Genomic DNA, 16,857 nt, shown 5'->3' with positions numbered 1-16,857 from the left:
TGCTTCCTCCGTCGACGGTCGATTCGCCGGCAAGGGTCGCCGCATTCCGCCGCCGGGGCAAGCCGCGGCGGCCTGCAAAAGGCTCCGCGCGCCCGGCGGGGCGTGCGGAGCCGTGTCGTCAGAACTGGACGCCGCGCGTCAGCGCGCCGTCGACGACGAGGTTGGTGCCGTAGACGAAGCTGGCCGCCGGACTGGCCAGGAAGACGGCGGCGTTGGCGATTTCCTGAGGGGTCGCCATGCGCCCGGTCGGGTTCAGCGCCAGCGCCTCGGCGAACAGGGTCGGGTTGCCGTCCTTGATCTGGTTCCAGATGCCGCCGTCGAAATAGGTGTTGCCGGGCGAGACGGTGTTGGCGCGGATCTTCTTCGGGGCGAGCTGGAAGGCGAGACCCTGCGTGTAGTGGATCAGCGCCGCCTTGAAGACGCCATAGGGGCCGGCGGTGAAGTCGATCTCGCGGCCCGACACCGAGGAGATGGTGACGATGGAGGCGGCCGGGCTCTTCTCCAGCCAGGGCAGCGCGGCGTTGACCAGGCGGACCGTGCCCATCAGGTCGGTATCGAAGCCCTTCTTCCAGTGCTCCTCGTCATTGCCGACCGCGAGCGCGCTCACATTGGCGACCACGATGTCGAGGCCACCGAAGGCGGCGGCCGCCTGCTCGACGAAGCCCGCCAGCGCCGGGCCGTCGGAGACGTCGACGCCGGCGCCGAGCGTCTTCACGCCGTAGCCGGCGAGGCGGGCGGCGGTCGCCTCGGCTTCCGCCGCGTTGCGGCTCACCAGCGCGACGTTGGCGCCCTCGGCGGCAAGGGTCTCGGCGATGGCGAGGCCGATGCCCTTGGTGCCGCCGGTGACGATCGCGCGCAGTCCTTTCAGTCCGAGGTCCATTGTTGTCTTCCTCAAGCGGGGGGATCAGGCGCGCATGATCCTCCGCCGGGCGCGGTGGGCACAAGACACGGCGGGGGGGATTTCAGAGAGTTTCGGTTCGGCGGGGCCGGTCTCAGGGGGCGATGATGCGCACCGCGCCGAGCGGAGGCGCGGCGGCCGGCTCGGCCGCAGCCGGCGGCGAGACCGCCGTGTCGGAGGCGTCGACGGCCGCGGGCATGGGCCAGCCCTGCGGCGGGGCGTAGCGGGCGGCGAGGTCGGCCGCCCGGGCCTCATTGTGGTTGGTGAGGCAGGTCATGCGCCCCTCCATCACGCCGATGCCGCCGAGCCGGCCGCCTATGGTGCGCTGGGCGCCGCCACCCTCGAAGGGCGCGATGCCCTGGCACTCGAAATTGCGCCACTGGCCGAAGCGGCTCTGCGATTCCTCGAACAGCGCGCCCCAGCGCTTGCGCTGCGCCGGTTGCAGGTCCTCGCGCGCCTCAATGGCCCGCCGCGTGCCTTCCACCGCGCGTTCCAGCGCCGCCTCGCTCGCCTTCAGGCGGCCATTGAGGCAATCGAGGAAGCCGCGCACATCGGTGTCCTCCCGGCTGCATGGCGCCGGCGCCTCGGCGCGCCTCGTCTCGACGTGGGCCATCGCGGCCGGGCCGATCAGAACGATGGCGGCGAGGCTCAGGATGCCGGCAAGGCGTGCCATGGGCGGGTCGGTGTCCTCATGCGGCGCGGGCGTCGCGCAGGAAGGCTCCCATGCGCTCCAGCGCCCGCAGGATGTTCTCTGCCGAGTTGGCATAGGAAAGCCGGATATAGCCCTCGCCGTAAAGGCCGAAATCGGGACCGCCGATGGTGGCGACGCCCGCCTCGTCCAGCAGCGCCGTCGCCAGCCTCTTCGCCGAGCCCCAGCCGGTGCCGGAAATGTTCGGGAAGGCATAGAAGGCGCCCTTCGGCACGGCGCAGGAAACGCCCGGCAGGGCGTTCAGCCCCTCGACCACCAGATGGCGGCGGCGGTCGAACTCGGCGACCATCTGCGCCACGCAGTCCTGCGGGCCGGTCAGTGCCGCGAGCGCGCCATACTGCGCCGGCGCGTTGACGCAGGACCAGGCGTTGACCGCCAGCTTGCGGGCGGCCTCGAACAGCCCTTCCGGCCACAGCGCCCAGCCGAGCCGCCAGCCGGTCATGGCGTAGGTCTTCGACCAGCCATTGAGCAGGATCAGCCGGTCGCGGATCTCGGGATAGGCCAGCAGCGTCGTGTGCGCCTCGCCGTCGAACAGGAACTGGTCGTAGATCTCGTCGGAGAGGATGGCGACGTGCGGGTGCTTTTCGAGCCCCGCCACGAAGGCGTCGATCTCGGCCTTGGGGGTGACGCCGCCGGTGGGATTGGCCGGCGAGTTGAGGATGACGAGGCGGGTGCGCGGCGTGATGAGCGCGAGCGCCTCCTGCGCCGAGAAGCCGAAGCCGTTCTCCTCGCGGGCCGGCACCGGCACCGGCGTGGCGCCGGTGAACTCGATCATCGAGCGGTAGATGGGAAAGCCGGGGTCGGGATAGAGGATTTCCGCGCCCGGCTCGCCCAGCATAAGGATGGCCGAGAACATCGTCACCTTGCCGCCGGGCACGATGACGACGCGGCCGGGATCGATCTCCGTCCCGAAGCGGCGGTGCACGTCGGCGGCCACCGCCACGCGCAGCGGCTCGATGCCGACCGAGGGCGTGTAGCCGTGATGGCCGTCGCGCAGCGCCTTGATCGCCGCCTCGACGATGTGGCCGGGGGTCGGGAAGTCCGGCTGGCCGATGCCGAGATTGATGATGTCGCGGCCCTGCGCCGTGAGTGCGGCGGCGCGCGCGAGCACCGCGAAGGCATTCTCCTCGCCGATGCGGTCGAACGCGGCGACGGGGTGCGGATGGACCGGGTGGGCGGACATGGGCGGATCCTCGCGGCGTTTCCCAGGGGCGGACGCAGGATGACGTGCATCAAAGCTCTTGCGTCTTTTGCATTCCTGTCACACGGGAGAGGGGCAACGTTCAAGGGGCCGGATCGCACAACCGGCCCGGGCAAGGGGTGGAAGACCCGCCGATGAGCACTGAGCAAGTGTCGCCGCCGGTCGGCGAGCCGATTGACGGGACGCCGGCGCTGCGCCCCGGCCGGACAAGCCTGTCCGGGCGCCATGTCGACATCGTTCCCTTCGACCCCGACCGCCACGCCCGCGATCTCTTCGAGGCCGCGCACGGCCCGGAGAAGGAAGCCCTGTGGGCCTATCTCGGCGCCGGGCCCTTCGATGACTTCGCCACCTTCGATGCCGCCTACCGGGCGGCGGCTGAGCGCGAGGATCCGCTGCTCTTCGCTATTCTCGACAAGCAGGGCAGGGCGGTCGGCCACGCCACCTATATGCGCATCGACACCGCCAACCGGGTGATCGAGGTCGGCAACATCCTCTACACGCCGGCGCTGATGCGCACCCAGGCCGGCACCGAGGCGATGTACCTCATGGCGCGGCACGCCTTCGAGACGCTGGGCTACCGGCGCTACGAGTGGAAGTGCAACGCGCTCAACGCGCCCTCGCGCCGGGCGGCGGAACGCTACGGCTTCCGCTTCGAGGGGCTGTTCCGCCACCATATGATCGTCAAGGGCCGCAACCGCGACACCGCCTGGTTCTCCATCCTCGCCGAGGAATGGCCGCAGATCGCGGTCGCCATGGAGGCGTGGCTGGCGCCGGAGAATTTCGACGAGGCAGGCCGGCAGATCGCCCCGCTCACCACCTTCAACGCGCGCGAGATCGAGGTCGAGGGCCGGGTGCTGCGCCGCGCCAGCCTCGATGACCGGGAGGCGGTCGAATCGCTGCAGAAGGCCGCCTATGCCCGCAACCGCATCCTGCTCGGGGTCGAGCCGGTGCCGCTGCTGTGGGACTATGGCCGGGTGTTCCGCGAGCGCGAGGTGTGGGTGCTCGACGTGCCGGAAGGGCTCGGCGGGGCGCTCATCCTCGAGGCGCGGCCGGACGATCTGCTGATCGACAGCGTCGCCGCCTGCCCCAAGGCGCAGGGCTTCGGTTACGGCAATTTGCTGCTGACGGCGGGCGAGGCGCGCGCCCGCGCGCTCGGCCGGCGCACGGTGCGGCTATACACGGGCGAGCCGCTCTCGGCCAACATCCACTGGTACCGCCGCAAGGGCTACGGCATCGAGCGCGTCGAGCAACTGCCCGACCGGCGCCTCGTCCACATGGCCAAGGCGGTGGGCTGAGGGCTTCGCGCGGGGCGGCCTGCCGCCTCTTCCTTGCACCTGCCGGCGGATGGCTTACATTCGGCGCAGGGTTTTTCTGGACGTCTGACGATGAGCTATGTGGAGGCCGCCGGCGCGCCGTTGCGCAAGACCGGCCATATCAAGCTGCACGGCCCCGAGGGCTTTGCCGGCATGCGCAAGGCGGGCCAGCTCGCCGCGAAGGCGCTCGACCTCGTGCACGAGATGGTCGCTCCCGGTGTGACGACCGACGCCATCGACCAGGTGGTGTTCGACTTCGCCATGGACCATGGCGCGCTGCCGGCGACGCTGATGTATCGCGGCTACCGCAAGTCGACCTGCACCTCGATCAACCATGTGGTCTGCCACGGCATTCCCAACGACAAGCCGCTGCGCGAGGGCGACATCGTCAATGTCGACGTCACGCTGATCGTCGACGGCTGGCACGGCGATTCGAGCCGCATGTACCCGGTGGGCGAGATTCCGCGCCGGGCCGAGCGGCTGCTCGACGTGACCTATGAATCGATGATGCGCGGCATTGCGGCGATCCACCCGGGCGGCCATGTCGGCGACATCGGCGCGGCGATCCAGGAATATGTCGAGCCGTTCCACATGAGCGTGGTGCGCGACTTCTGCGGCCACGGCCTCGGCCAGCTCTTCCACGACGAGCCGAACATCGTGCATGTCGGCCGGCGCGGGGAGGGGCCCGAGTTGCTGCCGGGCATGATCTTCACCGTGGAGCCGATGATCAATCTCGGCCGCCCGCATGTGAAGGTGCTCTCCGACGGCTGGACCGCCGTGACGCGCGACCGCTCGCTGTCGGCGCAGTTCGAGCATGCGGTCGGCGTCACCGAGACGGGCTGCGAGATCTTCACGCTCTCGCCCAAGGGCTATCACAAGCCGATCTTCGCCAACGCCTGAACGATTCGGGAGCCCGCATGGCGCGGAACAGGGCAGGGCGAAACGGGGCGGACGGCACGGCGCCGGCTGCCGCGCTGCCCGGCGAGGGCGTGCCCGACCAAACCCCCGCTCCCGCCTCGTCCCCGCTCCCGCCCGGGCTCGCCGAGCCGGCGCCGCACTTCGTCGGCCATCGCGAAAGGCTGCGCGAGCGTTTCCGCCAGGCCGGCGGCGAGGCGCTGCCCGATTACGAACTGCTCGAACTCGTGCTGTTCCGCGCCGTCTCCCGCGCCGATGTGAAGCCGCTCGCCAAGGCGCTGATCGACCGCTTCGGCTCCTTCGCCGAGGTGGTGGCCGCCCCTCCCGGGCGGCTGTGCGAGGTGAAGGGGGTGGGCGAGGCCATCGTCACCGAGCTGAAGCTGATCGGCGCGGCGGTGGAGCGGGTGACGCGCGGCAAGGTGCGCGAGCGCCCGGTGCTCTCGTCCTGGAGCGCGGTGATCGCCCATTGCCGCGCCAGCATGGCCTTCGCCGAGCAGGAGCAGTTCCGCGTCCTGTTCCTCGACAAGCGCAACCAGCTCATCCTCGACGAGGTGCAGCAGCGCGGCACGGTGGACCACACGCCGGTCTATCCGCGCGAGGTGGTCAAGCGCGCGCTGGAGGTGGCGGCCAGCGCGGTCATCCTCGTCCACAACCACCCGAGCGGCGACCCCACGCCGTCGCATGCCGACATCCAGATGACCAAGACCATCATCGAGGTGGCCAAGCCGCTCGGCATCGAGGTGCACGACCACATCATCGTCGGCAAGGACGGCCACGCCAGCTTGCGCGGGCTGCGGCTGATCTGAGCCGGCGGGGCTCAGGGGCGCGAGAGCAGCAGCGGCGTGCCCTCGCCGGGCGGCACCTTCTCCCAGGAACCGTCTTCCTGGCGGGCCAGGCGGAAGCCCTCGCCCTGCGCGGTGAGCAGCACGAGGTCGGAGCCGTCGAGCCGCCAGCGGTCGGGCGCCAGCGCCACGATGGCGGCGGCGCAGCCCGGCGCGAGGCTGGCCCGGAACACGTCGCCGCCCGCCGGCGTGTCGGTCAGCTCAATGCGGCAGAGCGGCCGGCCGGCGGTCTGCGCGACGTCCCAGCCGCCGACCAGATCGGCGGCCCGCAGTGCCGGATCGGCGAGGCGCGGATTGACGAGGAAATAGACGCCGTCGCCCTCGCGCAGCGCCTCCCAGGTGCCGCCCACGCCCTCGGTGAACTCGGCCACCAGCCGCCCGTCCGGGCCTTGCAGCCAGATCGATTCGCCCGGTCCCGGCGCCCAGCTGGCAATGTCGACGCTGAACAGGATGGCGCCGCCGCAGGCGGCCCGGTCGAGCGTGATGTCGAACTGGCCGGCCGGGGCGCCCTTGCGCGCATGCGGGCGGCTGGTCAGCACCAGCGGGCACACGCGGTCGCCATCGGCATTGGTCAGCTGGTAGCTGTCCGCCAGCGGCACGGCGGGTTCCGCGGCGACGTCCTGCGCGCGCGCCGGCCCCGCCAGCAGCAGGGCGGCGGCGAGGACGGCGAGCGGGGCGAGGGGCGGGCGGGCGCGCATCGGAATGCCTCAGCCCCGGCCCTTCATCGGCGTTTCCGGCACCGGCGTCAGCGGCGGGCGGCCGTCGAACCAGGCGAGCAGATTGTCGACGACAAGCTGTCCCATCGCATCGCGGGTGACATGGGTGGCCGAGGCGACATGGGGCAGCAGCACCGCATTGTCGAGCGCGATCAGCGCCGCCGGCACGTTGGGCTCGTCGGCGAACACGTCGAGGCCGGCGGCGGCGATGGTGCCGTCCTCAAGGGCCCGGATCAGCGCCGGCTCGTCGACCACCGAGCCGCGCGCCACATTCACGAACACGCCGGTCGGGCCGAGCGCGGCGAGCACCTCGGCATTGATCATGCGGTCGGTCTCGGGACCGCCGGGCACGATGACGATCAGCGCGTCGACGTCGCGGGCGAGCGCGAGCAGGTCGGGGTAATGTGCGTAGGGCACGTCCGCCACCGGGCGGCGGCTGTGATAGGCGATGGGGCGCCCGAAGCCTTCCAGCCGGCGGGCGATGGCGCGGCCGATGCGGCCCATGCCGACGATGCCGATGGTGCGGTCGCGCAGCGTCGCGGTGAGCGGGAAGCCGCCGGAAGGCCACTTGCCGGCGCGCAGATGGCGCTCGGCCTGCGGGATGCGGCGCAGGGTGGCGAGCAGCAGGCCGATGGTGAGGTCGGCCACCTCGTCGTCGAGCACGCCGGGGGTGTTGGTGACGACCACGCCGCGCCGGCCGGCGGCCTCGGCCTCGACGGCATCGTAGCCGACGCCGAAATTGGCGACGATTTCCAGCGCCGGCAGCCGCGCCATCAGCGCGTCGGTAACGCGCCGCGCCCCGCCGCCGGTGGAGCCGACGCCGGTGGCCACCGCGCGGATGCGCGGGCCGACCTCGGCGAGCACCGCCTCGGCGTCCGGCGCGTCCAGCCGGTGGACGGTGAAGTGCTCCTTCAGCTGCGCCTCGATCATGCCCATCATCGGGCCGGTCTGGAGAAGGTCGGGGCGGGACATGGGGAACTCCTGGGCGCAGGTGCGGGGGCGCATTTCGGGCCGGTATTCGTCACCAAAGCCCGGCCCGTTTCAAGCCCCCGCGTAAGGGCCCCGCCTCGCATGCGCTGCCGGGCGGGGCGGCGGCCATCCGCGCCCTGCCGGCTGGTTCAGAGCGTCTCGTCCTCGGCCGTCTCGACCTCCTCGTCGGGTTCGGCGACGGAGCCGAGCTGGGTCGAGAGGTTGCGCTCGATCTTGCGCAGCAGCTTGCGCAGGCGCTTGCGCTCCTTGCCGTCGAGACCGGCCGTCATGGTCTGCTCGAGCGAATCCCAGATGCTGTCGATGGCGCCGGCCCTGACACGGCCTTCATCGGTGAGATGCACCCGCACCAGCCGGGCGTCGCCGTCCGAGGCGCGGCGCTCCAGCAGATTCTGAGCGGAGAGCCGGCCCACCGTCTTCGACGCCGTCGGCGGCCGGACCTTGAGCGCGGCGGCCAGCTCGGACATGGTGCGCCCGTCCGCCTCGGCCAGCAGCTTCAGCACCGTTTCCTGTCCGGGAAACAGGCCGATCTCGTGCAGACGCCTCGCCGCCAGCGCGCGCTGAAGACGCGCGACGTGATGCAGTCTCTGGCCGATCTTCTTGTCGAAGCCGTCCTTCATGGGCGCCCCCGCGGTCCACCACGCCAAGGCAACAACTATTTGTTGCGATAGAAGCGGGTTGTCGTGACACGAACATGGCCGCAATCGGTAACTTCGTCAAAGAGCCTGCAAATGGAAGCTGGTTTCTATATTTTGGCGAACTGTGCCTCGACGCGGGCGAGGAAGGCGGAGCGCTTGGCGAGGCTCGCCGAATCCATGCTGTGCAGGGCAAGCCACAACCTGCGCGCGCGGGGATGGACGATGCCGCCGACCCCCGTGAGCAGGATCCTGCGGCCCGGCTGGCCGACCCAGAGCCACCAGTACCAGGGTGAGCCCAGCGTGCTCACGGCGGCCAGAAGCCGGATGTTGGTGAGCCGGCGTTCCAGCGGGCGGAAGGGTTTCGGCATGCCGAAAGTCTCGTGCGGCACCAGCACGCGGTCGAGCCAGCCCTTCAGCATGGCGGGCGGGCCGTACCACCAGGTCGGCGCGACGAAGACCAGCGCGTCGGCCTGCTTGACGCGGGCGAGGTGGTCGGCCACCGGCAGCACGTTGATGCCGGGCTCGTGGTAGGAGACCCGCTCCTGCCGGCCCATGGCCGGGTCGAAGCTCTCGGCGTAGAGGTCGATGAGATCGACCTCGTGCCCCGCCGTGTTCAGGCCGCGAATCACCGCGTCGCGCACGGAGGCGGTGAAGCTCTCCTCGACCGGATGGCAGTAGACGACCAACGCCCGCATCAGGCCGCGCTCCCCGTGGCGTCGCTCGCGGCGGCGTGGCGTTGCAGCCCCGGGAAGAGATAGGTGCGGCCGGCGCCGAAGTCGAAATCGGGATGGTCCCAGGCGATCATCTTGCCGGGATTGAGCAGCCCCTGCGGGTCGGCCTCGCGCTTGAAGGCGAGCTGGACGGCGTCGGTCTGCTTCATGCCGCCTTCCTCCAGCGTGTAGCGGTGCGGGTTGAACACCGGAATGCCGAGCTGCTCGTGCAGGGTGACGATCTCCTCCAGCCGCTGTTCCGAGGTGAAGCGGATGAGCGGCAGGCCGAAGCAGGTGATGCGGCCGTCGAAGCGCACGAATTCGAGGTGCGCGGGCACCTCGTCGCCGAGCCGCTCATGTATGCGCGCCACGAGCGCGAGCTGGTCGGGGAAGGGATAGAGCGTCTGCAGATAGGTGATGGACGGGTCGACTCGCAGCGCCCGCAGCGTGGTGTGGTTCCAGGCGAGCTCATAAAGCGGGGGCAGGCCCTTCGCCTCCTCCGGCCCCACCAGATCGGAGCGGAACAGGGGGCGCGCGTTCCAGCGCCGCGTGAAGCTCTCGAAGGCGGCGCGGGCGATCGGCGCCACCATGACCAGCACCACGTGGAGGCCGTCCGGCAGATATTTGCGATGACGCAGGAAATAGCTCTGCGGCACCGGCGCGGCGATCACCGAGATGAGCTTCTTGAGGATGGCGTCCTGCTCGCCGAGCGCGTTGGCATAGGCGGCGGCCTCCGCGAAGTCCTCGAAGCCGATAATGGCGTCGATCCAGCCATAGGCGGGGGCGAGCGGCATCTCGACTTCAATGATGATGCCGTTGGTGCCGTAGGCGTGGGAGACGGTCTGCACCTCCTCGCCGGTCAGTTCGAGGATGCGGGGCGACGCCTCCATGGTGGCGATGCGCAGGCTGAGGATGTTGCCGAGGTCGCGCAGCCCGCCCCAGCTGATCGAGCCGACCCCGCCGGAGCCGCCGGCGATGAAGCCGCCGATGGAGGCGGTGCGGTAGGTGGAGGGGTGCAGGCGCAGTTCCTGCCCGCTCGCCGCACAGGCGGCGTCGATATCGGCGATGATGGCGCCGGCCTGCGCCCGCACGCGGCCGGGGCCGATCTCCCGCACGCGGTCGAGGCCGGACAGGTCGAGCACCAGCCCGCCGTCGAGCGGCATGGCCTGCCCGTAATTGCCGGTGCCGGCGCCGCGCGGGGTGACGGGAATGGCCAGCGCGTGGCAGGCGGCGAGCACGGCCAGCACCCCCTCCTCGCTGGCGGGGAAGGCGACGATGTCGCCGCTCACCGCGTCGAGCTGGCGCTTCAGGGTCGGCGAGTACCAGTAGAAATCCCGGCTCTTCTGGCGCACCAGCGCCGGGTTCTCCTCGGTGCGGATGCCGCCGAGCCGCGCCTTCAGCCCGGCAATGTCGTAGGGCCTCGCCTCAGGGCTCATCGGGAGACTCCATCAGGTCGTCGAGTTCGGCATAGAAGGGCGGCTTCACCTCGACCGAACGGCCCGCGCGCAGCACGATGCGGTGGGCCTGCGGGCGGGAGAGGAACTCGTTGAGATTGCGGACCGAGAACAGCGACAGGTCCGCCGGCCGGCCGGGCGCGATGAGGCCGGCCCCGATCCCCATCCATTCCGCCGGGGTGCGCGATATGAGCGCTGGCCCGGCGCCGGTGGGATGGTCGAGATGGGCGATGCGGGTGGCCTCGCGATAGACCTCGACGAGATCGAGGTCGCCATAGGCGTAGAAGGGATCGCGTGCATTGTCGCTCGCCACCATGACGGGAATGCCGCGCGCGCGCATCTCGTGCAGCAGCGTCACGCCGCGCCAGCGCGGGGTGCGGCCGGGGTGGCGGTCCTGGAGATAGAGGTTGCACATGGGCAGCGAGACGATGCCGATGCGGGCCTGCGCCACCTTGTCGAGCGTGCGGTCCGCCTCGGCCTCGTCCTTCAGCGCCAGCGCGCAGCAATGGCCGGCGAGGATCGGCCCGTCGAAGCGCCGGCGCAGGGCGATGTCGGCGATGTCGTTCAGCGCGTGGGCGTGGCGGTCGCGCTCGTCGACATGCAAATCGAGCGCGAGGCCGTGCCGCTCGGCGGCATCGAACAGACGTTCCAGCCCGGCATCGAGGTTCGGCGTGACATAGGTGTAGCTGCCGAGCAGCCCGCCATGCTCGCGGATGAGACCGATCAGCCGGTCGAACGAGGCCGGGTCCAGCACGCTGTCGATGGGGATGAGGCCGACCGCCTGCAACTCGACGCGCCCGCGCCAGGCCGCGCGCATCTCGCCGAACACCTTCCAGGCGCCGGCCGCGCGCTCGCCTTCCGAATCGAGATGGGTGCGGATGGCGACGGTGCCGTGCGCATGGGCGCAGCGCAGCGCGAAATCGAAGCGGCGGCGCAGGTCCTCCTCGCTCCAGTTCGGCTTGTCGGCGGCGACCGCCGCCATCGCGCCCTCGAAGCTGCCGTCGCGGTTCGGCGCGCGATTCCAGATGAAGCCCTTGTCGAGATGGGTGTGAATGTCGACGAGGCCGGGTAGCACAAGTGTACCCGCCCGCTCGACGCGCGGTCCGTCCTCGTGTAGCGCGCCGGCCGGGGCGAGGCGGGCGATACGCCCGCCGGCCACCGCAATGTCGAGCGACACCAGCCCCTCGGCGTCGGCCGGGCCGGGCGCGTCCGGCAGGAGGCAGGCGGGCGCGCGCGCATTGCCGAGCACAAAGGCGGCGGGAAGGTCGGCGAGGTCGGGGGCGGCGCCTTGCGTCGTCATGCCGGGCCGCCGAGTTCGCTCTCGTGCCAGCGGCGCAGGGCGAGCCAGCTCAACAGGCTGAGCGCGGCATAGATGAGGATGCCGGCGAGCGAGATGAGCAGCAGCGCCGCGAACAGGCGCGGAATGTTGAGCCGGTAGGCGGATTCGACGATGCGGAAGGCAAGGCCCGAGCCCTGTCCCGCCGAACCGGCGGCGATCTCGCCGACCACGGCCCCGATCAGCGCGAGGCCGCCGGCGATGCGCAGGCCGCCGAGGAAATAGGGCAGGGCGGTGGGCAGCCGCAGCAGCGCCAGCGTCTGCCAGCGCGAGGCGCCGGAAAGCCGGAACAGGTCGCGCAGGTTCGGGTCCACCGAATTGAGCCCCAGCGTGGTGTTCGACAGCACCGGGAAGAAGGCGACGATCCACGCGCAGAGCAGCACGGCGGCGTCGGTGGAGAGGTAGATCAGCATCAATGGCGCCACCGCGATGACGGGCGTCACCTGAAGGATCACCGCGATGGGAAACAGCGAGAATTCGACGATGCGGGCGCTGGCGAAGATCAGCGCCAGCCCGACGCCGCCGGCCACCGCCAGCGCCAGCGCGATCACGGTGGTCTGCAGCGTTACCAGCATGGAGCCGAACAGCACCGCGCGGTCGCGCACCAGCGTCTCCAGCACCGCGCCGGGGGCCGGCAGCACATAGGGCGGCAGGTTGTTGAGCGTGACGACGAGATGCCAGCCGACGACCAGCAGCGCCAGGACGCCGATCGGCAGCAGCCAGCGGAAGGGGGAATGTTCCATGCGCGCCCCCTCCGCCTCAGCGGGCTTCCATCGCCCGGGCCAGCGCCTGCGAGGTCTCGCGGCACAGGCCGACATATTCCGGCGAGGTGCGGAAGGCCTCGTCGCGCGGCTGGTTCGGGTCGATGGCAAGCTCGGCCACCACACGCCCCGGCCGGGCGCGGAACACCAATATGCGCGAGGACAGGTAGACCGACTCGAACACCGAATGGGTGACGAAGACGATGGTGCAGCCCAGTTGCCGCCAGACCTGAAGCAGGTCGTTGTTGAGCTTGAAGCGGGTGATCTCGTCGAGCGCGGCGAAGGGCTCGTCCATCAGCAGCAGGCGCGGCTTCGTCACCAGCGCGCGGGCGATGGAGACGCGCATCTTCATGCCGCCGGACAATTCGCGCGGATAGGCGTCGCGAAAGCCGGACAGGCCGACCAGTTCCAGCGCCTCGGAAATGGCCGGCTCGGCCTCGCGCCGGCCGATGCCGGCGAGCTTGAGCGGCAGATGGACGTTGCCGAACACGCTGGCCCACGGCATCAGCGTCGGCTCCTGGAAGACGAAGCCGATGGAGTGGCGCCCGGCCGCACGCAGGGCCTGCTCCTCGCCGTGCCAGTCGAGGCGGCCCTCGCTCGGCTCGGACAGGCCGGCGATGAGGCGCAGCGCGGTCGACTTGCCGCAGCCGGAGGGGCCGAGCAGCGAGAGGAACTCGCCCTGCCGGACCTCCATGTCGAGGCCGTCCAGTGCCGTGACGGCATTGGCGAAACGCTTGGCGACGCCCCGGAGGGCGAGAAGCGGCGGCGCGGTCTGCGGGTCGGGATCGTTCACGTCGGACGTCATCTCATGTGTCGCGCCGGCGGTGAGCCGGATCGCCATGCGCCTGTCGCGCCGCTATTTCGGCGCCAGCTCCTTGCCGACGCCCTTGTTCACGAACTGGGTGGTGTAGGATTTGGCGATCTCGATGCCCGGCTTGAGCACCTTGGCCTGCACCATCTTGTCGTAGAAGCTCTTGATCCGCGCATCGGTGATGGCGCCGATGCCGAGCGTCTTGGTGTCCCCCGAATCGACGATGCCATACTCCTTCAGCTTGGCGATGGAGAAGGCGATCATGGCGTCGGTCATCTCGGGGTTGTCCTGCTTGATCAGGGCATTGGCCTTGGTGTTGTCGCCATAGAGGTAGTTGTACCAGCCGATGATGGAGGCATCGACGAAGCGCTGCACCAGATCGGGATTCTGCTTCACCAGCTCGGTGCGGGTCTCGATGGTGGTGGCGTAGGTGTCGAAGCCGTAATCGGCCAGCAGGAACAGCTTCGGCACGAAGCCGCCCTGCTGCTCCACCGCGTAAGGCTCGGAGGTGATGTAGCCCTGCATGGCGCTGTTCTTGTCGACGAGGAACGGCGCGGCGTTGAAGGTGTAGGGCTTCACCTGCTTCTCGCTGAAGCCGTAAGCGGCGACCAGCCACTGGTAGTAGCTGGCAAGCCCCTCCTTGGAGATGAACAGCGTGCGGGTTTTCAGCTGCTCGAACGTCTCCACGTCGGGGTGGGCGATCAGGACCTGCGGGTCCTTCTGGAACATGGCGGCGACGATCTCGGTCGGGATGCCCTCCACCACCGAGGAGAACGCCTGCAGCATGTTGGCGCCCATGTAGAAGTCGATCTTGCCGACCGGCAGCAGCAGCCGGTTATTGGCCTGCGGCCCGCCCGGCAGGATGGTGACGTTGAGGCCGTATTTCGCGTAGGTGCCGTCCGCCACCGCCTGGTAGAAGCCGCCATGCTCGGCCTGCGCGACCCAGTTGGTGCCGAACGTCACCTTGTCGGCGGCGGCCGCCGGCGCGAGCAGGGCGGGAAGGACGAGCACGGCCCCGGCGAGCGCCGCCAGGGTCGAGAGGGGACGCAAGCGCGGAAGACGCAGGCGCATCGGTGTCTCCATCCGGGTACGAAGGGCGGTGCGTGGCAGTTCGAATGCCGCCATGATAGGCGAGCTTAAACGCGATGCACATATGCCCGCATGACAAGTCTGTGCACGCGTGCCACCGCCCGATCCGATCGCCCGCCCTACCTGCGAGTGTCCGCCATGCTGCGCCATCTGGTCCCGCCCGCCATACGCCGTCCCTTCGCCCGCTACAGCCATGCCGTGGAGGTGGAGGCCGGGGCGCGGCTGCTTCTGGTCTCCGGCCAGCTCGGCATCGCGGCGGACGACGCCATCCCCGAGAGCGCGGAGGAGCAGGCTGAGCTGTGCCTGCGCGCCATCGCCGCCTGCCTTGCCGAGGCGGGCATGGGGCCGGGGGATATCGTGCGGCTCAACGCCTATGTCACCGACCGCGCCCACCTGGCCGCCTATATGGCGGCGCGCGACCGCTTCGTCGTCGACCCGGCGCCGGCCTCGACGCTGATGATCGTCTCCGGCTTCGCCCGGCCCGAGTTCAAGGTCGAGGTGGAGGCGCTGGCGGCGAAAGCCGATTGAGCCTAGAACGCCCGCGTCGAACCCCCGGACACGCTGACATGTCGCCTGCCACACCGTCTGCCACGCCGCCCAAACGCTTCTGGACCGAACTCGCCTGGACCGATTTCGCCGCCGGCGATACGGCCAACTGGATCGCCGTGCTGCCGGTGGCGGCGGTGGAGCAGCACGGGCCGCATCTGCCGGTCGGCGTCGACGGCTTCATCGGCGAAGGCTACCTGAAAGAGGTGGCGCGGCTGCTGCCGGCGGAGAGCCCGGCGGTGTTCCTGCCGATGCAGGCGATCGGCAAGTCGAACGAGCATATCCATTTCCCCGGCACGCTGACGCTTTCCGCCGAGACGGTGATCCGCGCCTGGACCGAGATCGGCGAGAGCGTGTACCGGGCCGGGGTACGCAAGCTGGTCATCGTCAATTCCCACGGCGGCAATGTGCCGATCCTCGACATCGTGGCGCGCGACCTGCGCGCCCGGCTCGGCATGCTGGCCGTCACCGTCTCCTGGCATCGCTTCGGCTATCCCGAGGGGCTGTTCAGCGCGCAGGAGCGCCAGCACGGCATCCATGCCGGCGGCATCGAGACCTCGCTGATGATGGCCTTCCGGCCCGACACGGTGCGCGAGGGCGAGGTGCGCGACTTCCCGCCCGTCACCCTCGCCATGGAGCAGGAATTCGCCTTCCTGCGCGCCGGCACGCCGGCCGGCTTCGGCTGGATGGCGCAGGATATCAACCCCGAGGGCGGCATGGGAGATGCCGGCGAGGCGAGCCGCGAGAAGGGCGAGACCTGTGCGCTCTTCGGCGCCCGCGCCTTCGTCGAATTGCTGGCGGACGTCGAGCGCTTCGACCTGTCCCGTCTGGCGGCGGGGCCGCTCGGCGGGGGCGCCGCGTGATGGAAGGCCCTATCGCGCGCGCGGCGTTCCACGACCGCCGTCTTTCGCTCGGCGAGGCGCGCGCCTTCGCCGCCCGCGTGCTGGAGCGGTTCGGCACCTCGCCGGCCAATGCCGCGATCACCGCCGACGCGCTGGTGCGCGCCGAGGCGGACGGGCTCGGCACGCATGGCCTCGCCCGGCTGCCGAGCTACAGTGCCATGGCGGCGGCGGGCAAGATCGACGGCAACGCCGTGCCGAGCCTGCGGCGCATGTCGCCCTCGGTGCTGGCGGTGGATGCCGGCAACGGTTTCGCCTATCCCGCCATCGAGCTTGGCCTGCCGGCGATTGCCGACATTGCGCGCGAGACCGGCATCGGGATGATGGCGGTGCGCCGCTCCAGCCATTTCGGCGTCGCCGGCCAGCCGGTGGAGAAGCTCGCCGAGGCGGGGCTGGTCGCGCTCGCCTTTGCCAATGCCTCGGCATCGATCGCCCCGTGGGGCGGGCGCAAGCCGGTGTTCGGCACCAATCCCATCGCCTTCGCCACGCCGCTGAAGGCGCGGGCCCCGGCCGTGGTGGACCTCTCGGTCGCCAAGGTGGCGCGCGGCAACATCCTGGCCGCCGTGCAGCGGGGCGACGAGACCATTCCCGAGGGCTGGGCCTTCGACGCCGAGGGCAACCCGACCACCGACGCCAAGGCCGGGCTTGCCGGAACCATGGTGCCGATGGGCGAGGCCAAGGGCACGGCGCTCGCCTTCGTCATCGAGGTGATGGCGGCGGCGCTGACCGCCTCCACCTTCGCCTTCGACACGCCGAGCTTCTTCGACGGCAAGGGACCGCCGGCGGCGGTGGGGCAGGTGATCATCGCCATCGATCCCGGCCCGATGGCGGGCGACGCCTATCTCGACCATCTGGAGCGGCTGGCGCTCGCCATCGAGCACGAGCCCGGCGCCCGGCTCCCCGGCACGCGGCGCCTCGTCAACCGCGCGCGGACGGCGCGGGAGGGCATCGTTCTCGGTGCGGCGCTCCAGCGCGCGCTGGCCGGGATGGGCTTCGAGGAATAGGCGCCGCCGACCGCCGCGCCCGGGGCGG

18 protein-coding genes are annotated in these 16,857 nt (G+C 70.5%); 6 read left to right on the top strand and 12 right to left on the bottom strand.

The window, feature by feature from the left end; genetic code table 11:
- Positions 1 to 118 precede the first annotated feature (118 nt).
- The 3 genes from GBB76_RS08805 to GBB76_RS08795 form a co-directional block, all read right to left on the bottom strand.
- Positions 119 to 880: an SDR family NAD(P)-dependent oxidoreductase gene (locus GBB76_RS08805; RefSeq protein WP_152302963.1), complete on the bottom strand. Its 762-nt coding sequence runs from the start codon at positions 878 to 880 to the stop codon at positions 119 to 121.
- A 112-nt stretch (positions 881 to 992) separates the two neighbouring features.
- Positions 993 to 1,571 carry a lysozyme inhibitor LprI family protein gene (locus tag GBB76_RS08800; RefSeq protein ID WP_152302962.1) on the bottom strand — a complete coding sequence of 193 codons (579 nt, stop codon included), beginning with the start codon at positions 1,569 to 1,571 and terminating at the stop codon, positions 993 to 995.
- 16 nt (positions 1,572 to 1,587) lie between these two features.
- Positions 1,588 to 2,790, bottom strand: a complete 1,203-nt coding sequence (locus GBB76_RS08795) for a pyridoxal phosphate-dependent aminotransferase (RefSeq protein ID WP_152302961.1) — start codon at positions 2,788 to 2,790, stop codon at positions 1,588 to 1,590.
- Between the two features lie 152 nt (positions 2,791 to 2,942).
- On the opposite strand from GBB76_RS08795, the gene GBB76_RS08790 reads away from it, so the two are divergent.
- From GBB76_RS08790 to radC, 3 genes are all read left to right on the top strand, one after another.
- Positions 2,943 to 4,103: a GNAT family N-acetyltransferase gene (locus GBB76_RS08790; protein WP_152302960.1), complete on the top strand. Its 1,161-nt coding sequence runs from the start codon at positions 2,943 to 2,945 to the stop codon at positions 4,101 to 4,103.
- Positions 4,104 to 4,193: 90 nt separating this feature from the next.
- Complete coding sequence (map, locus tag GBB76_RS08785) at positions 4,194 to 5,021, top strand: type I methionyl aminopeptidase (protein WP_152302959.1); 828 nt, start codon at positions 4,194 to 4,196, stop codon at positions 5,019 to 5,021.
- 17 nt (positions 5,022 to 5,038) lie between these two features.
- Positions 5,039 to 5,842 carry a DNA repair protein RadC gene (gene radC / locus GBB76_RS08780; RefSeq protein WP_246669084.1) on the top strand — a complete coding sequence of 268 codons (804 nt, stop codon included), beginning with the start codon at positions 5,039 to 5,041 and terminating at the stop codon, positions 5,840 to 5,842.
- An 11-nt stretch (positions 5,843 to 5,853) separates the two neighbouring features.
- On the opposite strand, the gene GBB76_RS08775 is transcribed toward radC, so the two are convergent.
- The 9 genes from GBB76_RS08775 to GBB76_RS08735 form a co-directional block, all read right to left on the bottom strand.
- Positions 5,854 to 6,576, bottom strand: coding sequence for a protease inhibitor Inh/omp19 family protein (locus GBB76_RS08775; protein ID WP_152302958.1), 723 nt, complete (start codon positions 6,574 to 6,576; stop codon positions 5,854 to 5,856).
- A 9-nt stretch (positions 6,577 to 6,585) separates the two neighbouring features.
- Positions 6,586 to 7,566, bottom strand: a complete 981-nt coding sequence (locus GBB76_RS08770) for a 2-hydroxyacid dehydrogenase (RefSeq protein ID WP_152302957.1) — start codon at positions 7,564 to 7,566, stop codon at positions 6,586 to 6,588.
- Positions 7,567 to 7,712: 146 nt separating this feature from the next.
- Positions 7,713 to 8,201: a MarR family winged helix-turn-helix transcriptional regulator gene (locus GBB76_RS08765; RefSeq protein WP_152302956.1), complete on the bottom strand. Its 489-nt coding sequence runs from the start codon at positions 8,199 to 8,201 to the stop codon at positions 7,713 to 7,715.
- 125 nt (positions 8,202 to 8,326) lie between these two features.
- Complete coding sequence (locus GBB76_RS08760; RefSeq protein ID WP_152302955.1) at positions 8,327 to 8,914, bottom strand: NAD(P)H-dependent oxidoreductase; 588 nt, start codon at positions 8,912 to 8,914, stop codon at positions 8,327 to 8,329.
- The gene (locus GBB76_RS08755; RefSeq protein ID WP_152302954.1) at positions 8,914 to 10,365 is read right to left on the bottom strand and encodes an FAD-binding oxidoreductase; all 1,452 of its coding nucleotides are present in this window, start codon (positions 10,363 to 10,365) and stop codon (positions 8,914 to 8,916) included. The genes GBB76_RS08760 and GBB76_RS08755 overlap by 1 nt, the downstream gene beginning before the upstream one ends.
- Positions 10,355 to 11,683, bottom strand: coding sequence for a cytosine deaminase (locus GBB76_RS08750; protein ID WP_152302953.1), 1,329 nt, complete (start codon positions 11,681 to 11,683; stop codon positions 10,355 to 10,357). The genes GBB76_RS08755 and GBB76_RS08750 overlap by 11 nt, the downstream gene beginning before the upstream one ends.
- On the bottom strand, positions 11,680 to 12,462 hold the full coding sequence (locus GBB76_RS08745; RefSeq protein WP_152302952.1) for an ABC transporter permease: 783 nt from the start codon (positions 12,460 to 12,462) through the stop codon (positions 11,680 to 11,682). Before GBB76_RS08745 ends, GBB76_RS08750 begins: the two co-directional genes overlap by 4 nt.
- Before the next feature lie 16 nt (positions 12,463 to 12,478).
- Positions 12,479 to 13,285: an ABC transporter ATP-binding protein gene (locus GBB76_RS08740; protein WP_152304803.1), complete on the bottom strand. Its 807-nt coding sequence runs from the start codon at positions 13,283 to 13,285 to the stop codon at positions 12,479 to 12,481.
- Between the two features lie 51 nt (positions 13,286 to 13,336).
- Positions 13,337 to 14,362: an ABC transporter substrate-binding protein gene (locus tag GBB76_RS08735; RefSeq protein WP_152302951.1), complete on the bottom strand. Its 1,026-nt coding sequence runs from the start codon at positions 14,360 to 14,362 to the stop codon at positions 13,337 to 13,339.
- 156 nt (positions 14,363 to 14,518) lie between these two features.
- Between GBB76_RS08735 and GBB76_RS08730 the strand changes: the two genes are divergently transcribed.
- The 3 genes from GBB76_RS08730 to GBB76_RS08720 are packed head-to-tail and all read left to right on the top strand — an operon-like array spanning position 14,519 to position 16,829.
- Positions 14,519 to 14,908 carry a RidA family protein gene (locus GBB76_RS08730; RefSeq protein WP_152302950.1) on the top strand — a complete coding sequence of 130 codons (390 nt, stop codon included), beginning with the start codon at positions 14,519 to 14,521 and terminating at the stop codon, positions 14,906 to 14,908.
- Between the two features lie 38 nt (positions 14,909 to 14,946).
- On the top strand, positions 14,947 to 15,789 hold the full coding sequence (locus GBB76_RS08725) for a creatininase family protein (protein ID WP_152302949.1): 843 nt from the start codon (positions 14,947 to 14,949) through the stop codon (positions 15,787 to 15,789).
- Positions 15,789 to 16,829, top strand: coding sequence for an Ldh family oxidoreductase (locus GBB76_RS08720; RefSeq protein WP_152304802.1), 1,041 nt, complete (start codon positions 15,789 to 15,791; stop codon positions 16,827 to 16,829). The genes GBB76_RS08725 and GBB76_RS08720 overlap by 1 nt, the downstream gene beginning before the upstream one ends.
- Positions 16,830 to 16,857: the final 28 nt, after the last annotated feature.

The sequence above is a fragment of the Ancylobacter sp. TS-1 genome, assembly GCF_009223885.1.
GTDB lineage: Bacteria > Pseudomonadota > Alphaproteobacteria > Rhizobiales > Xanthobacteraceae > Ancylobacter.
The sequence above is the reverse complement of the archived record's forward strand: the minus strand, read 5'-3'. Positions and strand labels throughout refer to the sequence as shown.